Annotated in this window: 23 protein-coding genes; 13 read left to right on the top strand and 10 right to left on the bottom strand. The window is 68.2% G+C overall.

Going from position 1 to position 18,210, the window contains the following annotated elements; translation table 11 throughout:
- The 6 genes from A5673_RS11025 to A5673_RS11050 form a co-directional block, all read right to left on the bottom strand.
- Positions 1-790, bottom strand: a 790-nt coding sequence (locus A5673_RS11025) for a lipid-transfer protein (RefSeq protein ID WP_068231329.1), incomplete at its 3' end; no start/stop codon positions are given.
- Positions 790-1,191 carry a MaoC family dehydratase gene (locus A5673_RS11030; protein ID WP_068231332.1) on the bottom strand — a complete coding sequence of 134 codons (402 nt, stop codon included), beginning with the start codon at positions 1,189-1,191 and terminating at the stop codon, positions 790-792. The genes A5673_RS11025 and A5673_RS11030, both read right to left, overlap by 1 nt.
- The gene (locus A5673_RS11035; RefSeq protein WP_068231335.1) at positions 1,188-2,135 is read right to left on the bottom strand and encodes a bifunctional MaoC family dehydratase N-terminal/OB-fold nucleic acid binding domain-containing protein; all 948 of its coding nucleotides are present in this window, start codon (positions 2,133-2,135) and stop codon (positions 1,188-1,190) included. Before A5673_RS11035 ends, A5673_RS11030 begins: the two co-directional genes overlap by 4 nt.
- Positions 2,132-3,295, bottom strand: coding sequence for an acyl-CoA dehydrogenase FadE29 (gene fadE29, locus A5673_RS11040; RefSeq protein ID WP_068231338.1), 1,164 nt, complete (start codon positions 3,293-3,295; stop codon positions 2,132-2,134). Before fadE29 ends, A5673_RS11035 begins: the two co-directional genes overlap by 4 nt.
- Complete coding sequence (locus tag A5673_RS11045) at positions 3,286-4,299, bottom strand: acyl-CoA dehydrogenase family protein (RefSeq protein ID WP_068231341.1); 1,014 nt, start codon at positions 4,297-4,299, stop codon at positions 3,286-3,288. The genes fadE29 and A5673_RS11045 overlap by 10 nt, the downstream gene beginning before the upstream one ends.
- The gene (locus A5673_RS11050) at positions 4,299-5,552 is read right to left on the bottom strand and encodes a cytochrome P450 (RefSeq protein ID WP_068231344.1); all 1,254 of its coding nucleotides are present in this window, start codon (positions 5,550-5,552) and stop codon (positions 4,299-4,301) included. Before A5673_RS11050 ends, A5673_RS11045 begins: the two co-directional genes overlap by 1 nt.
- A 183-nt stretch (positions 5,553-5,735) precedes the next feature.
- Here A5673_RS11050 and A5673_RS11055 point away from each other — a divergent pair, with 183 nt between their 5' ends.
- Genes A5673_RS11055 through A5673_RS11070 form a run of 4 tightly spaced genes read left to right on the top strand, consistent with a single transcriptional unit; the run spans position 5,736 to position 8,215 of the window.
- Positions 5,736-6,899, top strand: coding sequence for a steroid 3-ketoacyl-CoA thiolase (locus A5673_RS11055; protein WP_068231347.1), 1,164 nt, complete (start codon positions 5,736-5,738; stop codon positions 6,897-6,899).
- Positions 6,900-7,274: a hypothetical protein gene (locus A5673_RS11060; protein WP_068231350.1), complete on the top strand. Its 375-nt coding sequence runs from the start codon at positions 6,900-6,902 to the stop codon at positions 7,272-7,274.
- Between the two features lie 21 nt (positions 7,275-7,295).
- Entirely contained in the window at positions 7,296-7,751 is a 456-nt protein-coding gene (locus tag A5673_RS11065; protein WP_068231353.1) for a nitroreductase family deazaflavin-dependent oxidoreductase, read from the top strand.
- Between the two features lie 2 nt (positions 7,752-7,753).
- Positions 7,754-8,215 carry a nitroreductase family deazaflavin-dependent oxidoreductase gene (locus A5673_RS11070; protein ID WP_068231466.1) on the top strand — a complete coding sequence of 154 codons (462 nt, stop codon included), beginning with the start codon at positions 7,754-7,756 and terminating at the stop codon, positions 8,213-8,215.
- Here the strand turns inward: A5673_RS11070 and A5673_RS11075 are convergent.
- Both A5673_RS11075 and A5673_RS11080 read right to left on the bottom strand, forming a co-directional pair.
- Positions 8,203-9,108: an SDR family oxidoreductase gene (locus A5673_RS11075; RefSeq protein WP_068231356.1), complete on the bottom strand. Its 906-nt coding sequence runs from the start codon at positions 9,106-9,108 to the stop codon at positions 8,203-8,205. The genes A5673_RS11070 and A5673_RS11075 overlap by 13 nt on opposite strands.
- A 14-nt stretch (positions 9,109-9,122) precedes the next feature.
- Entirely contained in the window at positions 9,123-9,908 is a 786-nt protein-coding gene (locus A5673_RS11080) for an SDR family oxidoreductase (RefSeq protein WP_197518348.1), read from the bottom strand.
- Positions 9,909-9,965: 57 nt separating this feature from the next.
- On the opposite strand from A5673_RS11080, the gene echA20 reads away from it, so the two are divergent.
- Genes echA20 through A5673_RS11125 form a run of 9 tightly spaced genes read left to right on the top strand, consistent with a single transcriptional unit; the run spans position 9,966 to position 16,241 of the window.
- Positions 9,966-10,724: a (7aS)-7a-methyl-1,5-dioxo-2,3,5,6,7,7a-hexahydro-1H-indene-carboxyl-CoA hydrolase gene (echA20, locus tag A5673_RS11085; RefSeq protein WP_068231359.1), complete on the top strand. Its 759-nt coding sequence runs from the start codon at positions 9,966-9,968 to the stop codon at positions 10,722-10,724.
- Positions 10,721-11,605, top strand: coding sequence for a cholesterol ring-cleaving hydrolase subunit IpdA (ipdA, locus tag A5673_RS11090; RefSeq protein WP_068231362.1), 885 nt, complete (start codon positions 10,721-10,723; stop codon positions 11,603-11,605). Before echA20 ends, ipdA begins: the two co-directional genes overlap by 4 nt.
- A complete protein-coding gene (gene ipdB / locus A5673_RS11095; RefSeq protein ID WP_068231365.1) occupies positions 11,602-12,348 on the top strand; it encodes a cholesterol ring-cleaving hydrolase subunit IpdB in 747 nt (248 codons plus the stop codon). Before ipdA ends, ipdB begins: the two co-directional genes overlap by 4 nt.
- Positions 12,345-13,418 (top strand): (3aS,4S,5R,7aS)-5-hydroxy-7a-methyl-1-oxo-octahydro-1H-indene-4-carboxyl-CoA dehydrogenase, encoded by a 1,074-nt coding sequence (gene ipdC / locus A5673_RS11100; protein WP_068231368.1) that lies wholly within the window; start codon positions 12,345-12,347, stop codon positions 13,416-13,418. Before ipdB ends, ipdC begins: the two co-directional genes overlap by 4 nt.
- Positions 13,419-13,474: 56 nt before the next feature.
- Entirely contained in the window at positions 13,475-13,894 is a 420-nt protein-coding gene (locus tag A5673_RS11105) for a nitroreductase (RefSeq protein ID WP_068231371.1), read from the top strand.
- 42 nt (positions 13,895-13,936) lie between these two features.
- Positions 13,937-14,584 carry a SatD family protein gene (locus A5673_RS11110; RefSeq protein WP_068231374.1) on the top strand — a complete coding sequence of 216 codons (648 nt, stop codon included), beginning with the start codon at positions 13,937-13,939 and terminating at the stop codon, positions 14,582-14,584.
- Entirely contained in the window at positions 14,581-15,321 is a 741-nt protein-coding gene (locus A5673_RS11115) for a hypothetical protein (RefSeq protein WP_068231377.1), read from the top strand. The genes A5673_RS11110 and A5673_RS11115 overlap by 4 nt, the downstream gene beginning before the upstream one ends.
- A gap of 19 nt (positions 15,322-15,340) precedes the next feature.
- Positions 15,341-15,817 (top strand): helix-turn-helix transcriptional regulator, encoded by a 477-nt coding sequence (locus A5673_RS11120; RefSeq protein ID WP_068231470.1) that lies wholly within the window; start codon positions 15,341-15,343, stop codon positions 15,815-15,817.
- Entirely contained in the window at positions 15,810-16,241 is a 432-nt protein-coding gene (locus tag A5673_RS11125) for a VOC family protein (protein ID WP_068231380.1), read from the top strand. The genes A5673_RS11120 and A5673_RS11125 overlap by 8 nt, the downstream gene beginning before the upstream one ends.
- Positions 16,242-16,343: 102 nt before the next feature.
- Here the strand turns inward: A5673_RS11125 and fadA6 are convergent, their stop codons facing one another.
- Both fadA6 and kstR2 read right to left on the bottom strand, forming a co-directional pair.
- The gene (gene fadA6 / locus A5673_RS11130; RefSeq protein WP_068231382.1) at positions 16,344-17,504 is read right to left on the bottom strand and encodes a steroid 3-ketoacyl-CoA thiolase FadA6; all 1,161 of its coding nucleotides are present in this window, start codon (positions 17,502-17,504) and stop codon (positions 16,344-16,346) included.
- A 55-nt stretch (positions 17,505-17,559) separates the two neighbouring features.
- Positions 17,560-18,159: a TetR family transcriptional regulator KstR2 gene (gene kstR2 / locus A5673_RS11135; protein ID WP_068231384.1), complete on the bottom strand. Its 600-nt coding sequence runs from the start codon at positions 18,157-18,159 to the stop codon at positions 17,560-17,562.
- Between the last annotated feature and the right edge of the window lie 51 nt (positions 18,160-18,210).

Here is an 18,210-nt window from a genome sequence, read left to right on the forward strand (position 1 = left end):
GCCGGTAGTAGCTGACCATCGTGTACTGGTCGGGGCTGGATCCCTGCGCGGCCGCCTCGATGATCGCCGGCCGCTGCTTGAGGTCGCGCGCGCGCTCAGGCGAAGTCACCACGATCGCGACCGCACCGTCGGTCTCCTGGCAGCAGTCCAGCAGCCGCAGCGGCTCGGCGATCCACCGCGAATTCTGGTGATCCTCAATGGTGATCGGCTTCTCGTAGAAGTACGCCTTGGGGTTTTTGGCGGCGTGCTTGCGGTCGGCCACCGAGATGACGCCGAAGTCCCGGCTGGTCGCACCGGACAGGTGCATGTAGCGCTGGGCGATCATCGCGACCTGCGCGGCCGGCGTGGAAAGCCCGTGCGGGTACGAGAACGCGTTGTCGGCCGTCGTCGAATCCGCGCTTGCCCCACCGTCTCCCGCCAACCGGCTCTGCACCTGGCCGAACCGCATCCCTGACCGTTCGTTGAACGCCCGGTAGGCGACCACGACGTCGGCCACCCCCGTCGCGACGGCCATCGCCGCCTGCTGCACGGTCGCGCACGCGGCCCCGCCGCCATAACCGATCTGGGAGAAGAACTTCAGGTCGCCGATGCCGACCGCGCGCGCCACCGCGGTCTCGTTGTTGCTGTCCATCGTGAACGTGGTCAGCCCGTCGACGTCGGCCGGGCTCAGGCCGGCATCGTCCAACGCGTCCAGGACGGCCTCGGCCGCCAACCGCAGCTCGCTGCGGCCGGAGTCCTTCGAAAAGTCGGTGGCCCCGATGCCGACGATGGCCGCCTTACCCGAAAGCATCAGGCATCCCCCATCGTCAGCGTGGCCGTCGCGATGACGTGATCGCCAAGGCTATTGGCGCCCACCACTTTCACGGTGATCACGCCATCTGCCACGGCGGTCACCTCACCGGAGAACGTCACCGTGTCGTACGCGTACCACGGCACCCCGAGCCGCAGGCCGATCGACTTGATCAGCGCCGACGGCCCGGCCCAGTCGGTGACGTAGCGCTGCACCAGCCCGGTGTCGGTGAGGATGTTGACGAAGATGTCCTTCGACCCCTTGGCCTGCGCGAGGTCACGGTCGTGGTGCACGTCCTGGAAGTCGCGGGTGGCCAGGGCCGTCGAGATGATGAATGTGGGGTCGCCGTGCAGTTTCAGCTCGGGCAGCTTGGTGCCCACTTCGATCACCGGCGCGCTCATGCGTCAGGCTCCCAGGCGTAGAGGGTCCATTCCGGGCCGCTGTCGCCGGCCGGGAAGTCGATATACGTTGCGCGCACCGGCAATCCGATCTTCACCGCGGCGGGGTCGATCCCGCGCAGCTCGCCCAGCATGCGGACGCCCTCGTCGAGCTCGACCAAGGCGATGACGAAGGGCGGGGTGCGACCCGGCACCTTCGGAGCGTGGTGCACCACGAAGCTGAACACCGTGCCGCGACCGCTGGCCACCGCGTAGTCGATGGGCGCGGTCTTGTCCTGCCACACCGCCGGCACCGGCGGGTGCTGCAGGCTGCCGTCGGGACGCCGCTGCAGCCGCAGTTCGTGCGCCTTGACACCTTCCCAGAAGAACGCGGTGTCCCGCGACGACGAGGGGCGCATCATGGCGTCGGGGTCCAAATCCGCCGGCACCGCGGACGGCGCGGCCTCCCGGGGCTTGAACTTGAGGATGCGCCAATTCATTTCGGCGACGTCCTCGTCGCCCACCCGCCAGATGATGTGCTGGTTGATGAAGTAGCCCTCGCCCAAACCGGTTTGTTTGGGGCCCACCACGTCGCCCATCTCCGAGCTGATGCTGACCTGCTCGCCGGGTTGCAGGTAGCGGTGGTAGGTCTGCTCGCAGTTGGTGGCGACCACACCGATGTAGCCGGCGTCGTCGAACAGCTTCATCATGGGGCCCATCGGGTCGTCCGTCGGGCGTTCCCCGCCGAGGCCGAACATCGTCCACACCTGAATCATGGCCGGCGGGGCGACAATTCCGGGATGGCCGACCGAGCGGGCCGCGGCCTCGTCGACATAGATCGGGTTGCGGTCGCCGATGGCCTCCACCCAGTTGTTGATCATCGGACGGTTCACCGGATCGCGGCCGGCGCGCGGCTTGGGGTCGCCGGCCGCCTTGATCTCGGCGACGGCTTCGGCGATGTCCGTCATCGTGGCACCCTCGGCACTTTGAGGCCGGCGGCCGCGATCATTTCACGCATGACTTCGTTCACGCCGCCACCGAAGGTGATGACCAGGTTCCGCTTGGTTTGCGAGTCCAGCCAGTCGAGCAGCTCCGCGGTGTCCGAGTCAGCGGGGTTGCCGTACTTGCCGACGATCTCCTCGGCGAGCCGACCGATGTACTGAATGCGCTCGGTGCCAAAGACTTTGGTCGAGGCGGCGTCGGCCACGTTGATGTCCTCGCCCGCGGCGGCGACCTGCCAGTTCAGCAACTCGTTGATCCGCCACATCGCGTGGATCTCGCCGAGCGCCCGCTTGACGTCGTGATGGTCGATCGGCGTGACACCGTCGCTGCCCGGCTTGCTGGCCCAGGCGTGCACTCGGTCGTAGATGCCGGCGACGCGTCCCGCCGGGCCGAGCATCACTCGCTCGTTGTTGAGCTGGGTGGTGATCAGCCGCCATCCGCCGTTCTCCTCACCGACCAGCATGTCGGCGGGCACCCGAACGTCGTTGTAGTAGGTGGCGTTGGTGTGGTGGGCGCCGTCGGACAGGATGATCGGCGTCCACGAGTAGCCCGGATCCTTGGTGTCGACGATCAGGATCGAAATGCCCTTGTGCTTCACGGCTTCCGGGTCTGTGCGGCAGGCCAGCCAGATGTAATCCGCGTCGTGGGCGCCGGTGGTGAAGATCTTCTGCCCGTTGACGATGTACTCGTCACCCTGGCGCACGGCGGTGGTGCGCAGCGAAGCCAGGTCGGTACCGGCCTCGGGCTCGGTATAGCCGATCGCGAAGTGCACCTCGCCAGCCAGTATCGCCGGCAGGAACTTCTTCTTCTGCGCCTCGCTGCCGAACTGCTGCAGGGTGGGGCCGACCGTCTGCAACGTCACCGCGGGCAGTGGCACGTCGGCGCGATGCGCCTCGTTGACGAAGATCGACTGCTCGATGGGCCCGAAGCCCAGGCCGCCGAACTCTTTCGGCCACCCGACCCCGAGCTTGCGGTCCTGGCCCATGCGCCGGATCACCGCGCGGTAGGCCTCGTTGTGGCGGTCCTGCTCCATCGCCTTCATCTCGTCGGTCGAGATCAGGTTCGAAAAGTATTCCCGCAGTTCGGCTTGCAGCTGCCGCTGCTCCGGAGTCAGTTCTATGAACATTGCGCTCCCACCAGATCGAGGCGATGAGATGGCCCGCCCAGAATCCGGGACAGGTCCTTGATCGTGGAGTAGTACCGGTGCATGGGATAGGTGATGTCCATGCCCATGCCGCCGTGCAGGTGGTGGCAGAGCTGCATCACCGGCGGCGCCTGCGAGGCGATCCAGTAGCCCAGGACGTCCACGTCGTCGTCGGCATCCCGCCCTTCCGACAGCCGCCAGACGACCGACTTGGCCGCCAGATCGATGGTGCGCGAGGCGATGTAGATCTCGGAGAGCTGCGCCGCCACCGTCTGGAAGGTGGACAGCGGCTTGCCGAACTGCTTGCGGTTGGCCACGTAGTCGGCGGTCAGCCGCAGCGCCCCGGCCACCAGCCCGTCGGCGAAGGCCCCCATCGCGGCCAGGGCCAACTGGTTGACCCGGTGCGCCGACGCACCGGCCAAGACGTCCGAATCACTTACCGCCACAGCGTCAAAGGTGACGGTGTACTCGTCCGAGCCGTTGGACGTCGGGGTGTGCACCAGCCGCACGCCGTCGGCCTTGGGCGACACCACCACGACGGCGCTGTCGGCCGTCACGATCATCCACTCCGCCTGCTCGGCATAGCCGACGCCGACTTTGGTGCCGGACAGCCGGCCGTCCGCGAACGCCACCCCCGGCCGGTCGGGCAGGGCCGCGCCGGGCTCGTTGAGCGCCGCGGTCAGCACGCCGCCTTTGGCCACCCCGGCCAGGAAGCGGTCCTGCTGCTCGTCGGAGGCCAGGTCCAGCAGCGGCAGCACGCCGAAACCCAGCGTGGCCAACGCCGGCGTGATCGCGCCGTGGCGACCGGCTTCCGTGAGCACCGTGGCGACCTCGGGCAGGCCCACCTCGTCGCCGCCGAGGCGTTCCGGCACCGGCAGCGCCGTCACGCCGCCGCTGACCAGCGCCTCCCACGAGAGGTCCCGGTCCAGCACCGACGTCACCACGTCGGCGACCGCCTGCTGTTCGGCGGTGAGGTCGAAGTCCATCAGTGGTTCACCGGGCACGTGCCGGTGTAGTCGACCTGCCAGCGCTTGATGCCGTTGAGCCAACCCGAGCGCAGCCGCTCCGGCTCCGAGATCGGCTTGAGGTCGGGCATGTGGTCGGCCACCGCGTTGAAGATCAGGTTGATCGTCATCTTCGCCAGGTTGGCCCCGATGCAGTAATGCGCGCCCGTGCCGCCGAAACCGACGTGCGGGTTGGGGTTTCGCAAGATGTTGAAGGTGTAGGGGTCGTCGAAGATCTCTTCGTCGAAGTTGGCTGAGCGGTAGAACATCACCACTCGCTGGCCCTTCTTGATCTGCACTCCCGAGAGTTCGTAGTCCTCCAGCGCCGTGCGCTGGAAACAGGTGACCGGGGTGGCCCAGCGGACGATCTCGTCGGCGGCGGTCTCCGGGCGCTCCTTCTTGAACAGCTCCCATTGGTCGGGGTAGTCGGCGAACGCCATCATCCCCTGGGTGATCGAGTTGCGGGTGGTCTCGTTACCGGCCACCGCGAGCATCATCACGAAGAAGCCGAACTCGTCGTCCGAAAGCTTTTCGCCGTCGATGTCGGCGTTGATCAGCGTGGTGACGATGTCGTCGCCGGGCTTCTCGGCCTTGATGGCCGCCATCTGCATCGCGTAGTTGAGCACCTCGAACGACGACGTCTTGGGATCGACGTCGGCATACTCCGGATCGTCATTGCCGGTCATCTCGTTGGACCAGCGGAAGAGCTTTTCGCGGTCCTCCTGCGGCACCCCGAGCAACCCGGCGATCGCCTGCAGCGGGAGCTCGCAGGACACCTGCTCGACGAAGTCACCGGAGCCGGCGGACGCCGCGTCCCGGGCGATCTTCTGGGCGCGCTCCCTGAGCTCGGCCTCCAGGCGCCCGACCGCCCGCGGCGTGAAGCCGCGGGAGATGATCTTGCGCAGCCGGGTGTGGTGCGGCGCGTCCATGTTGAGCATGACGAACCGCTGCAGCTCGATGTCCTCGCGCGCGATGTCGTCGTTGAACCGCGGGATCACGCAGTTCTCGTAGCTGGAGAAGACATCGCTGCGCCGCGAGATCTCCTTGACGTCGTTGAGCTTCGTGATCGCCCAGAAGCCGCCGTCGTTGAACCCGCCGCCGTGGCCCGGGGCCTGCTCGTTCCACCAGATCGGCGCGGTCGCGCGCAGCTCGGCGAACTCTTCGACCGGAATCCGCTCCGAGTAAATGTCGGGGTCGGTGAAATCGAACCCGGGCGGAAGGTTGGGGCTGGGCACGCTACTTCTCCTTTAACTGCTGGTCCCTATGCTGGTCTGGCGACTGGCCAGTGACTGGCAATCCCAGGACACTAGCTTCCCTAGTGGAGGTCTGTTGCCAGTAAAACATGCCTCCACCGTAGAAAAAAGGCGCGGACGCGTCGTCGCTTGTCATAGTAATGAAACGTGTTCTAGCCTGGCCCCATGGGTAACCCGGTAATCGTTGAAGCCACCCGCAGCCCGATCGGCAAGCGCAATGGCTGGCTGTCAGGACTGCACGCCACCGAGCTGCTCGGCGCGGTGCAAAAGGCGCTGGTCGAAAAGGCCGGCATCGACGCCGCTGAGGTGGAGCAGGTCGTCGGCGGCTGCGTGACGCAGTTCGGCGAACAATCCAACAACATCACCCGGGTGAGCTGGCTCGTCGCCGGCCTGCCGGAGCACGTCGGCGCCACCACCGTGGACTGCCAGTGCGGCAGCAGCCAGCAGGCCAACGGCCTGGTCGCCGGGCTGATCGCGGCGGGCGCCATCGACATCGGCATCGCCTGCGGAATCGAGGCCATGAGCCGCGTCGGACTCGGCGCCAACGCCGGCCCCGACCGCAGCATCCTGCGGCCCGCGTCGTGGGACATCGACCTGCCCGACCAGTTCACCGCCGCCGAGCGGATCGCCAAGCGGCGCGGCATCACCCGCGAGGACATCGACGCCTGGGGCTTCCAGTCGCAGCTGCGCGCCAAGCAGGCCTGGGCGGAGGGGCGCTTCGACCGGGAGATCTCGCCGATCGAGGCGCCGGTGCTCGACGAGCAGAAGCAGCCCACCAGCGAGCGCCACATGGTGGGCCGCGACCAGGGCCTGCGCGACACCACGATGGAGGGGTTGAGCCAGCTCAAGCCGGTGATCGAGGGTGGCATCCACACGGCGGGCACGTCGTCGCAGATCTCCGACGGCGCCGCGGCGGTGTTGTGGATGGACGAAGACAAGGCCAAGGCGCTCGGGCTGCGGCCGCGGGCCCGGATCGTCAGCCAGGCGCTCGTCGGCGCCGAGCCCTACTACCACCTCGACGGCCCGGTGCAGTCGACGGCGAAGGTGCTGGAGAAGGCCGGGATGAAGATGGGCGACATCGACATCACCGAGATCAACGAGGCCTTCGCCTCGGTCGTGTTGTCCTGGGCGCGCGTCCACGAGCCCGACATGGCCAAGGTCAACGTCAACGGCGGCGCGATCGCGCTCGGCCACCCGGTGGGCAGCACCGGCAGCCGGCTGATCACCACCGCGCTGCACGAGCTGGAGCGCACCGATCAGACAACCGCGCTGATCACCATGTGCGCGGGCGGCGCCCTGTCCACCGGCACCATCATCGAGCGCATCTGAGTGGGCGTCTCCGAGGCCGACCGCGTCGCGGCGGCCCAGGCGTACATCGACGCGCTGGTTTCCCACGACGCCGACGCCGTCCCGTTCGCGGCTGGCTGCACCCGCATCGAGGTGGGCCTCAAATCCGGATTCTCCGGAAATCACCTGCGGCGCAGCCTCAATCGGGGACCGCAATACCGCATCATCGCGGCCACCACACAGCCGCACTACACCGTGTCGGGTGCTGAGGTGCGCGCGGTGTACGACGTGCTGACCAAGGTCGCGTTCGGTGGGCGGCGGGTCGCGTCGCGGGTCGACGAGACCTTCGTGATACCGGAATCCGACGGGCTGATCCACCACATCAGGGCCAGGTTGCGTCCGTTCATCCAGCGCTGAGGCCCCTCTAGAATCACGGTCATGCCGAAATCACCCCCACGGTTTCACGACTCGCCCTACGCCGACTTCCTAATCAAGTGGATGTCGCGCCTCAACACGTTCATGTACCGCCGCAACGGCGGCGAGGGCCTCGGAGGCACGTTCCAGAAGATTCCCGTCGCGCTGCTGACCACCACCGGCCGCAAGTCCGGCGAGCCCCGCGTCAGCCCGCTGTATTTCTTGCGCGACGGCGACCGGGTGATCGTCGCGGCGTCCAAGGGCGGCGCCGCGAAAAACCCGATGTGGTACCTGAACCTGAAGGCCAATCCCAAGGTGCGGGTCCAGATCAAAAAAGAGGTGCTCGACCTGACCGCGCGCGACGCGACCGACGAGGAGCGGGCCCGGTACTGGCCGCAGTTGGTGGACATGTACCCGTCCTACGACGACTACCAGTCCTGGACCGACCGCACCATCCCGATCGTCATCTGCGACCCGTGACGGTGTCGAGCCGACACCGTATCCGCAACTCCCGGCCGATAGCGCTGCTGCTCAAGTGGTTTGCGCGCGCGCATATCTGGGTGTATCGGCGAACCGACGGCAGGATCGGCGCGAAACTGTTGCGCTTTCCGGCCGCCCTGGTGACCACGACCGGACGCAAGTCGAACGAGCCGCGAACCACCGCGACCCTGTACCTGCGCGACGGCGCGCGGGTGATCCTGCCGGCGTCCTTCGGCGGGCGCGAGGAACATCCGTTGTGGTATCTCAACCTCAAGGAGCATCCCGAGGTGCAGGTGCAGATTCGGGCGGAGCGGCTGTCGCTCGTCGCCCGGGACGCCACCGATGCCGAACGTGACCGCTACTGGCCGCGGCTGACGCGGATGTACCCGCGCTACCAGAACTACCGCGAGGCCGCGGACCGGGTGATCCCGTTGGTGGTGTGTGAGCCCCGCTACGCCCCGTAGACCGGGACCGGCGGGCGCGCCTTGGCCAGCAGGTCGGCGACGACGGGCCCCAGCTCCGCGGGGTCCCAGCGGGCGCCCTTGTCGATCTGCGGGCCGTGCGCCCATCCCTCGGCGACGCGGATCTTGCCGCCCTCGACCTCGAACACCTTGCCCGTGACGTCGCGGGACTCGGCGCTGCCCAGCCAGACCACCAGCGGCGAGATATTCTCCGGCGCCATCGCGTCGAAATCCTGGTCCTGCGTGGCCATCATCTCGGCGAAGACGGTCTCGGTCATCCGGGTGCGCGCCGACGGTGCGATCGCGTTGACGGTCACGCCGTAGCGGCCCATCTCGGCCGCGCCCACGAGCGTCATCGCCGCGATGCCAGCCTTGGCGGCGCTGTAGTTGCCCTGCCCGACGCTGCCCTGCAGGCCCGCCCCGGAACTGGTGTTGATGATCCGCGCGTCGACGCCCTTGCCCTCCTTGGACAGCCCCCGCCAGTACGACGCGGCGTGGCGCATCGTCGCGAAGTGGCCCTTGAGGTGCACGGCGATGACGGCGTCGAATTCCTCCTCGCTGGTGTTGGCCATCATCCGGTCGCGGACGATGCCGGCGTTGTTGACCACGACGTCGAGGCCACCGAACGTGTCGACGGCACTCTGGACCAGGCCGGCCGCTTGGTCCCAGTCGGCGATGTTGGACCCGTTGGCGACGGCTTCCCCACCGGCAGCGGTGATTTCGTCGACCACTCCCTGCGCGGCGCTGCCGCCGCCGGCCGGCGAACCGTCCAGGCCCACCCCGATGTCGTTGACCACCACGCGCGCGCCCTCGGCCGCGAAGGCCAACGCGTGCGCGCGGCCGATACCGCCGCCCGCCCCGGTGACGATGACGACCCGGCCGTCAACCAGTCCCATAGCTCCCGTCTCCTCTACTTGATCGCGCTTGCGTTCGTTGCCGCCAGATAGTGCGGCGGCTCGCCGCCGCCGTGCACCTCCAGGGCGGCACCGCTGATGTAGGACGCCGCATCCGAGGCCAAAAACGCTGTGGCCCAACCGACGTCCTCCGGCTTGGCCAACCGCCCCAGCGGCACGTTCTTGGAGATCGCGGCGATCGACTCGGCGTCACCATAAAACAGTTCCGACTGTTCGGTCTCCACCATCCCGACCACGCAGGCGTTCACCCGGACCTTCGGCCCCCATTCGACCGCCAGCGTCTGCGTGAGGCTTTCCAGGCCGGCCTTGGCCGCCCCGTACGCCCCGGTGCCCGGCGACGGCCGCCGGCCGGACAGGCTGCAGATGTTGACGATCGACCCGCCCTGCGGTTGGTTCTGCATCTTCTCGTTGGCGTGCTGCGAAACCCACAGCGCCCCAATGAGGTTGAGCTCGATGATCTTGCGGTTGAACTTCGCGCTAGACTCCGCGGTCAGCACGTACGGCGAACCGCCGGCGTTGTTGACGACGACGTCGAGCCGGCCATGCCGGTCGACAATCGCGTCGATCATCGCCTTGACGGCGTCGTCGTCGCGCACGTCGCACGAGTGAAACTCGTGGGGGCAGCCCTCGACGGGCCGGCGCGCGCACGTGATCACGGTCGCGCCCTGCTTGGCGAAAACCGAGCTGATGCCGGCGCCTACGCCGCGCACGCCGCCGGTCACGAGGACCACCCGCCCGACCAGCCCCAGGTTGATACCGTCGGCTGCTTCGGCGGGAGTCACTGTGCTAGCGTACCAAGCAAGTGCTTGCTTAGGTAGTCAGCCCACCCAGGAAGTGCAATGACGATCAACTCCACCACCACCGAACCGGGCATCGTCGCGGTCACCGTCGACTACCCGCCCGTCAACGCCATCCCGTCGCGCGGCTGGTTCGAACTCGCCGACGCGATCACGGCGGCCGGCGCCGACCCCGATACCCACGCGGTGATCCTGCGGGCCGAGGGCCGCGGCTTCAACGCCGGCGTGGACATCAAGGAGATGCAGCGCACCGAGGGCTTCACCGCCCTGATCGATGCCAACCGCGGCTGCTTCGCGGCGTTCCGCGCGGTCTACGAATGCGCCGTGCCGGTGATCGCGGCGGTGAACGGGTTCTGCGTCGGCGGCGGGATCGGCCTGGTGGGCAACTCCGACGTCATCGTGGCCTCTGAGGACGCCACCTTCGGCCTGCCCGAGGTCGAGCGCGGCGCGCTCGGCGCCGCGACCCACCTGTCGCGGCTGGTGCCGCAGCACATGATGCGGCGGCTGTTCTTCACCGCCGCCACGGTCGATGCCGCCACCCTGCACCACTTCGGCTCGGTGCACGAGGTGGTGCCCCGGGATCAGCTGGACGAGGCCGCGTTGCGGGTCGCCCGCGACATCGCCGCCAAGGACACGCGCGTCATCCGCGCCGCCAAGGAGGCGCTCAACCTCATCGACGTGCAACGGGTCAACTCGAGTTACCGCATGGAGCAAGGGTTTACGTTCGAGCTCAACCTCGCCGGGGTCTCCGACGAGCACCGGGACGCGTTTGCCGGCACGACGAAGGGCGAAAAGTCTTGAGCGACAAGCGAACCACCCTCGACGAGGCCGTCGCCCAACTTCGCAGCGGCATGACGATCGGCATCGGCGGCTGGGGATCGCGGCGCAAGCCCATGGCGTTCGTCCGCGCCATGCTACGCACGGACGTCACGGACTTGACCGTGGTCACCTACGGCGGACCCGACCTGGGACTGCTCTGCTCGGCGGGCAAGGTCAAGAGGGTCTACTACGGATTCGTGTCGCTGGACTCCGCCCCCTTCTACGACCCGTGGTTCGCCAAGGCACGCACCGGCGGTGCCATCGAGGCCCGGGAGATGGACGAGGGCATGCTGCGCTGCGGGTTGCAAGCGGCCGCAAATCGGTTGCCGTTCTTGCCGATCCGCGCCGGGCTGGGCAGTTCGGTCCCGGACTTCTGGGAGGGCGAGCTGCGGACGGTGACCAGCCCCTATCCGGCGCCCGGCGGGGGGCACGAGACGCTGCTCGCCATGCCGGCCCTGCGCCTCGACGCCGCCTTCGTGCACCTCAATCTCGGTGACAGCCGGGGCAATGCGGCCTACACCGGCATCGACCCCTACTTCGACGACCTCTTCTTGATGGCCGCCGAGCGGCGCTACCTGTCGGTGGAGCGCGTCGTGTCCACCGAGGAGCTGGTCAAGGCGGTGCCCCCGCAGGCGCTGCTGGTGAACCGGATGATGGTCGACGCGGTCGTCGAAGCGCCGGGCGGTGCCCACTTCACCACCGCCGCACCGGATTACGGCCGCGACGAGAAGTTTCAGCGACACTACGCCGAGGCGGCCTCCACGGACGAGGGCTGGCAGCAGTTCGTCCAGACCTATCTGTCGGGCGGCGAGGACGACTACCAGGCGGCGGTTCGCGCATTCGCAGAGGAGGCCTCCAAGTGAGCAGCACGCGAGCCGAGATCTGCGCCGTCGCCTGCGCCGAGTTGTTCAGGGACGCCGGCGAGATCATGATCAGCCCGATGACGAACATGGCGTCCGTCGGCGCGCGGCTGGCGCGCTTGACCTTCTCGCCGGACATCCTGCTGACCGACGGCGAGGCCCAGCTGCTGGCGGACACGCCGGCGCTGGGCAAGACGGGACCCGTCGAGGGCTGGATGCCCTTCGGGCGCGTGTTCGAGACCCTGGCCTGGGGGCGCCGCCACGTGGTGATGGGCGCCAATCAGGTGGATCGCTTTGGCAACCAGAACATCTCGGCGTTCGGCCCGCTGCAGCACCCGACCCGGCAGATGTTCGGCCTGCGCGGCGCCCCGGGCAACGCGATCAACCACGCGACCAGCTACTGGGTGGGCAACCACTCCAAGCGGGTGTTCTGCGAGAAGGTCGACATCGTCTGCGGCATCGGCACCGACAAGGTCGACGCCGACAACCCGGCGTTCCGGTTCGCGAAGGTCTACCGGGTGGTGTCCAACCTCGGTGTGTTCGACTTCGCGGGCCCCGGCGGCACCATGCGAGCGCTGAGCCTGCATCCCGGGGTCTCGGCCGATGACGTCCGCGAGAACACGTCGTTTGAGATCGACGGCCTGGACTCCGCCGAGGAGAGCCGGCTGCCGAGCGACGAGGAGCTGCGCCTGATCCGCGAGGTCGTCGATCCGAAGGCGTTGCGCGACCGAGAGATTCGGTCATGAAACTGCGCACGCCGCTGACCGAACTGGTCGGTGTCGAGCATCCGGTGGTTCAGACCGGGATGGGCTGGGTGGCCGGCGCGCGGCTGGTGTCGGCCACGGCCAACGCGGGCGGGCTGGGCATCCTGGCCTCGGCGACGATGACGCTGGACGAGTTGGCGACGGCCATCGGCAAGGTCAAGGCCGCGACCGACAAGCCGTTCGGGGTGAACATCCGCGCCGACGCCGCTGACGCCGGCGACCGCGTCGAGCTGATGATCCGCGAGGGCGTGAAGGTGGCCTCCTTCGCCTTGGCACCCAAGCAGGAGCTGATCGCCCGGCTCAAAGAGGCCGGGGCGGTGGTGATCCCGTCGATCGGGGCCGCCAAACACGCGCGCAAGGTCGCCGGCTGGGGTGCCGACGCGATGATCGTGCAAGGCGGCGAGGGCGGCGGGCACACCGGGCCCGTCGCGACCACACTGCTCCTGCCGTCCGTGCTCGACGCCGTGCAGGGCACTGGGATCCCGGTGATCGCGGCGGGCGGATTCTTCGACGGCCGCGGGCTCGCGGCGGCGTTGTCCTACGGCGCCGCCGGCGTCGCGATGGGCACCCGCTTCCTGCTCACCTCGGATTCGACCGTGCCGGATGCGGTCAAGCGGCGCTACCTCGAGGCGGCGCTGGACGGCACCGTGGTCACCACGCGCGTCGACGGCATGCCGCACCGGGTGCTGCGCACCGGCCTGGTGGAGCGCCTGGAAAGCGGCTCTCCGGTACGGGGTTTCGCGGCGGCGGTGGGCAACGCGGCGAAGTTCAAGAAGATGTCTCAGATGACCTGGGCCTCGATGATCCGCGACGGCCTGGCGATGCGCCACGGCAAGGAGCTGACCTGGTCGCAGGTGGTGATGGCGGCCAACACCCCGATGCTGCTCAAAGCCGGGCTGGTCGAAGGCAACACCGAGGCCGGGGTACTGGCCTCCGGGCAGGTGGCCGGCGTCCTCGACGACTTGCCGTCGTGCGCCGAGCTGATCGAGTCGATCGTGCGCGACGCGATCACCCAGTTGAAGGCCGCCGCCGCCCACGTCGAAGAACCCTGAGCCGGGGACCAACGACCCTGGCCCGCCCGATGGCGGGGCATCATCCTGGACGGGTGATGACGCTGGCCCCGGGCTCCTGGCCCACCCCGCTGTTGAACGCGATCCGCGCCTCCAACAGGCACCTGCTCAACCCGGTGATGCTGCGGCTGGCCGGCCACAGGCATTGGTACGCAGCCGCGATCCGGCACACCGGGCGGCGCTCGGGCAAGCAGTACGCGACGCCCGTCGTCGCCGAACGCGTGGCCGGCGGCTTCATCATTCCGCTGCCCTACGGCACGCGGGTCGACTGGTTACAAAACGTGCTCACGGCGGGCCGGGCGACGATCGCGGTCCACGGCGAGAGTTACGACGTGACGCGGCCGGCGATCGTCGATGCGGCGACGGCTCTGCCGCTGTTGTCGGACCGGCGGCGCCGCACCTTCCAGCGGGTCGGCATCGGGCAGTACCTCAGGGTCGAGGATTGTCCAGCGAATTAAGCTGACGTCTAATTTGGTCAGGAATTAAGCTATAATCTTCATATGCTTCGGGTGAAGGCTGATCCTTCACTGCGCGCCACGGTGATCGGCGACGTGGTGGGGTCCCGGCGGACCGGCGACCGTCCCGCGCTGCACCGGCGCGTGGCGGCCGCGCTGCACGAGGCCGCGGCCGGCGCGATCGACCCGCCCGCCTTCACCGTCGGCGACGAGTTCCAGGGCAGCTACGCCACGCTCGGCGCCGCCATCGACGCCGCGATGACCATCCGGCTGCTGCTCGCCCCGGAGATCGACGTCCGTTTCGGCATCGGCTGGGGCACGGTCACCGTCCTGGACGCCGAGGCCGGAATCCAGGACGGGCCGGGCTGGTGGACCGCCCGTGAGGCCATCCAGCAGACGGCAGAGACCCAGCGGCAGCCCGGCTTCACCCTGGTGCGCACGACGTTCCGGGCGGACGCGGACACGCGCGCCGACGTCGGTGCCGTCAACGCGGCCCTGATTTGTCGGGACCATCTGCTTGGATCGCTCGATGAAAGATCGTTGCGGATTCTGAGGGGCTTGATGACCGGCCGGACCAAAAAGGAACTCGCCGCGGCAGAGGGCATCAGCCCGTCCGCGGTGTCCCAGCGCGCGGCCCGCGACGGTCTGGACCTGATTGTCGTTGCCGCTCAAGATCTTCGGGGTCTGCCGTGAGCGCCGTGGCGGTCCTGCTGCTCGCGGTCGGAATCGCCGACCTGTGCCGGCGCGCGGTCCGCGCGGCGTGGCCGTCGCTGGCGGCCGGACCGGTCGTGGTGGTCGCGTGCGCGGCGCTGGGCGCGCTGTGGCATCGCGGCGACATCCCGCTGCTCGCGGTGGCGGCCGCCGCCGCGGTCGTCTGGGAGTGGCTCTGCCTGCGCAGCGAGCGCAGCGGCCGCCAGCAGGCGGCCCCGTTGGCCGTGTTCACCGCGGCGCTGGTGCTGCTGATCGACCTGTCCGGCTGGTCGTCGGCGGTCGGCGGCGTCATCGGGCGATGGTCGGCGTGGGTGCAGCTGCCGCTGAGCCACGTCACGCCCACGCGGCTGCTGATGATCCTCGGGGTGGTGCTGATGCAGTTCGCCACCGGAAATCAGTTGGTGCGCCTGGTGCTTGGCTCGGTGGGTGCGGTGCGCCCGGCCGGGGAGCCGCAGCCGTCGGACCGGCTCAAGGGCGGTCGGCTGCTGGGCCCGATGGAACGGCTGCTGATCCTTAGCCTGGGCGTCGGTGGCCAGGTGGCCGCCGCCAGCGCCGTCGTCGCCGCCAAGGGCATCATCCGTTTCCCCGAGCTGAGCGCCCAGAAGAACCGCAACGGGGATGTCGGCATCGACGAGGTGACCGAGTACTTCCTTGTGGGCAGCTTCACGAGTTGGCTGCTGGCGCTCGGCGGGATTGCGCTGGTGCTGGGGGCCCCTTAAGGGCGGGCAGACTGTGGGGGTGGCATCTGCACCGGCGGCCCGGCACCTGCTTCGGGCCAAAGACCTCGTTGACGCGCGTTACTACGAGCCGCTTTTCGTCGCCGACCTGGCGGCAGCCGCAGGCCTGTCCCCGGCGCACTTCAGCCGACGCTTCAAGCAGACGTTCGGCGAGTCGCCCCACCAATACCTGCTGACGCGGCGGCTGGAACGCGCGGCCGCGTTGCTCCGCGCGACCGACTGGACGGTGGCCGCCGTTTGCATCGCTGTGGGTTGGGAAAGCATCGGCTCGTTCACCACGAGCTTCCGCCGGATATTCGGCGTGACGCCACAGCGGTACCGGGCGAGCTTCCCGCCCGCGGAGCGTCACGTACGAATTCCGCGCTGCGTCGCGCTGGCCTACGGGCGCCCGCAAAACCGCACGTTTCGAGAAGACGACGAACCCGCGTCGTCCGTAGCGTCAACGCAACGCAACGAAGTCAGGAGAACCGATGCTTAAGATTGCCAACGCGCAGTTCTGGGTGCACGACCAAGAGGCGGCGCTTCAGTTCTACACCAAAACGCTCGGTTGGGAAGTCCGGGCCGACGTGACGATGCCGGCCTGGAATTTCCGGTGGCTATGCGTCGGGCCCGTCGAGCAGGACGACATCGGGCTGGTGCTGATGCCCGTTCCCGGGCCGCCGATGCTCGACGCCGCGGCCAGCGCGCAACTGGCCGAGCTGGTGGCCAAGGGAGCCGGTGGCACCTTGTTCCTCGAGACCGACGACTGCCAAGCCGCTTACGACGAATTGTCCGCTCGCGGAGTGACATTCAACGATCCCCCCACGCCGCAGGCCTACGGTATCGACACGTCCTTCCGCGACCCCTCCGGCAACAACATTCGGCTCACCCAAGTGCTCGAGTTCGATCCGGCACGCGGCTGATCACTCGCCCGCCGCGCCGAGCGTGCACAGTTGTACGCGATCTGCGGCGTGTCGGCGTACAAACACGCACGCTGGGCGGTAGAGGCTCGGGCGGAACGGGGGTTACAGCCGCTCGATGATCGTGACGTTCGCGGTGCCGCCGCCCTCGCACATCGTCTGCAAGCCGTAGCGGCCGCCGATGCGTTCGAGCTCGTTGAGCATCGTGGTGAACAGCTTGGCCCCGGTGGCGCCGAGGGGATGGCCGAGGGCGATCGCGCCGCCGTTGGGGTTGACCTTCTCCGGGTCCGCCTTGATCTCCTTGAGCCAGGCCATCACGACCGGCGCAAAGGCCTCGTTGATCTCGACGGTGTCGATGTCGCCGATGGACAGCCCGGTCTTGTCCAGGGCGTGCCGGGTGGCGGGGATGGGGCCGGTCAGCATGAACACCGGGTCGGCGGCGCGGGCGCTGATGTGGTGGATGCGCGCCCGCGGCGTCAGCTTGTGGTCCTTGACGGCCCGCTCGGAAGCCAACAGCACCGCGCTAGCGCCGTCGGAGATCTGACTGGCCATCGCCGCCGTCAGCCGGCCACCGTCGACCAGGGTCTTCAGGCCGGCCATCTTCTCCAGCGACGACTCGCGGGGGCCCTCGTCGACCCGGAACGGCCCGGATTCAGTTTCCACAGTAATGATTTCGTTGTCGAAGTGTCCGCCGCGGATCGCCGCAAAGGCGCGCTCGTGGCTGGTCAGCGCGTACTGCTCCATCTCTTCGCGGGACAGGTTCCACTTTTCGGCGATCAGCTCCGAGCCGCGGAATTGCGAGATTTCCTGGTCGCCGTAGCGGTGCAGCCACTGCTTGGACTCGTTGGTCGGTGACGTGAACCCGAACTGCTCGCCGACGGTCATCGCCGACGAGATCGGGATCTGGCTCATGTTCTGCACGCCGCCGGCCACGATCAGGTCGGCCGTGCCGGACATGATCGCCTGCGCGCCAAAGGAAATGGCCTGCTGGCTGGATCCGCATTGCCGGTCCACGGTGACGCCGGGAACTTCTTCGGGATAGCCGGCGGCCAGCCAGGAGAGCCGGGCGATGTTGCCCGCCTGCGCCCCGATGGCGTCGACGCAACCGGCGATCACGTCGTCCACGGCGGCGGGGTCGACGTCGACGCGGTCGAGCAGTCCGCGCCAGCCGTAAGCCCCGAGGTCGACCGGGTGTACCCCGGCCAGGGCACCGTTGCGCTTGCCAACCGCGGTGCGGACAGCGTCAATGACGTACGCCTCAGCCATAGTGTCGCTCCTCCTCATCACTTCGTTCTGCGTCGTCGCCGACACAAGCCATCTTTCAGGCTCCTTTGGTAATGCCGCCAAGCACGATGGCGAGATATTGCCGCCCCACCTGCTGTGCGGTGAGCGGTCCGCCGGGCTGATACCAGCGCACCGACACCCAGGTGGTGTCGCGGATGAAACGGTAGACGAGGTCGACGTCGAGGTCGGGCCGGAAGTAACCCTCGTCGACGCCCTGATTGAGCACCTCGACCCACATCTTTCGCTGCTGTCGGTTCATGTCCTCGATGTAGGAGAACCGGGGTTGCGACAGCAGCCGCTTGGCCTCGTCCTGGTAGATGACGACCTGGGCGTGCCGATCCTCGATCGCCTCGAACGACGCCATGAACAGGCCCTTGAGCCGCTCCAGCGGATTGGACTCGCTGTCGACGATCTCCCGGTAGCGCGCGAACAACCAGTCCAGGAAGCCGCGCAGCAGCTCGTCGACCATCTCCTCCTTGGAGGAGAAATGGTGATACAGGCTGCCGGACAGGATGCCGGCCCCGTCCGCGATGTCCCGTACCGTGGTGGCGCGCAATCCGCGCTCGGCGAACATCGTCGCGGCGAGCTCTAACAACTCGTCTCGGCGACTGTTTGCCTGACCGGCCACTCGGTCCACTCGATCAGGGTATCAACCAAGCGCTTGCTCGGCCAATGCAGCGGCCGCGTA

The organism is Mycobacterium sp. E3198 (genome assembly GCF_001667015.1).
Classification (GTDB): domain Bacteria; phylum Actinomycetota; class Actinomycetes; order Mycobacteriales; family Mycobacteriaceae; genus Mycobacterium.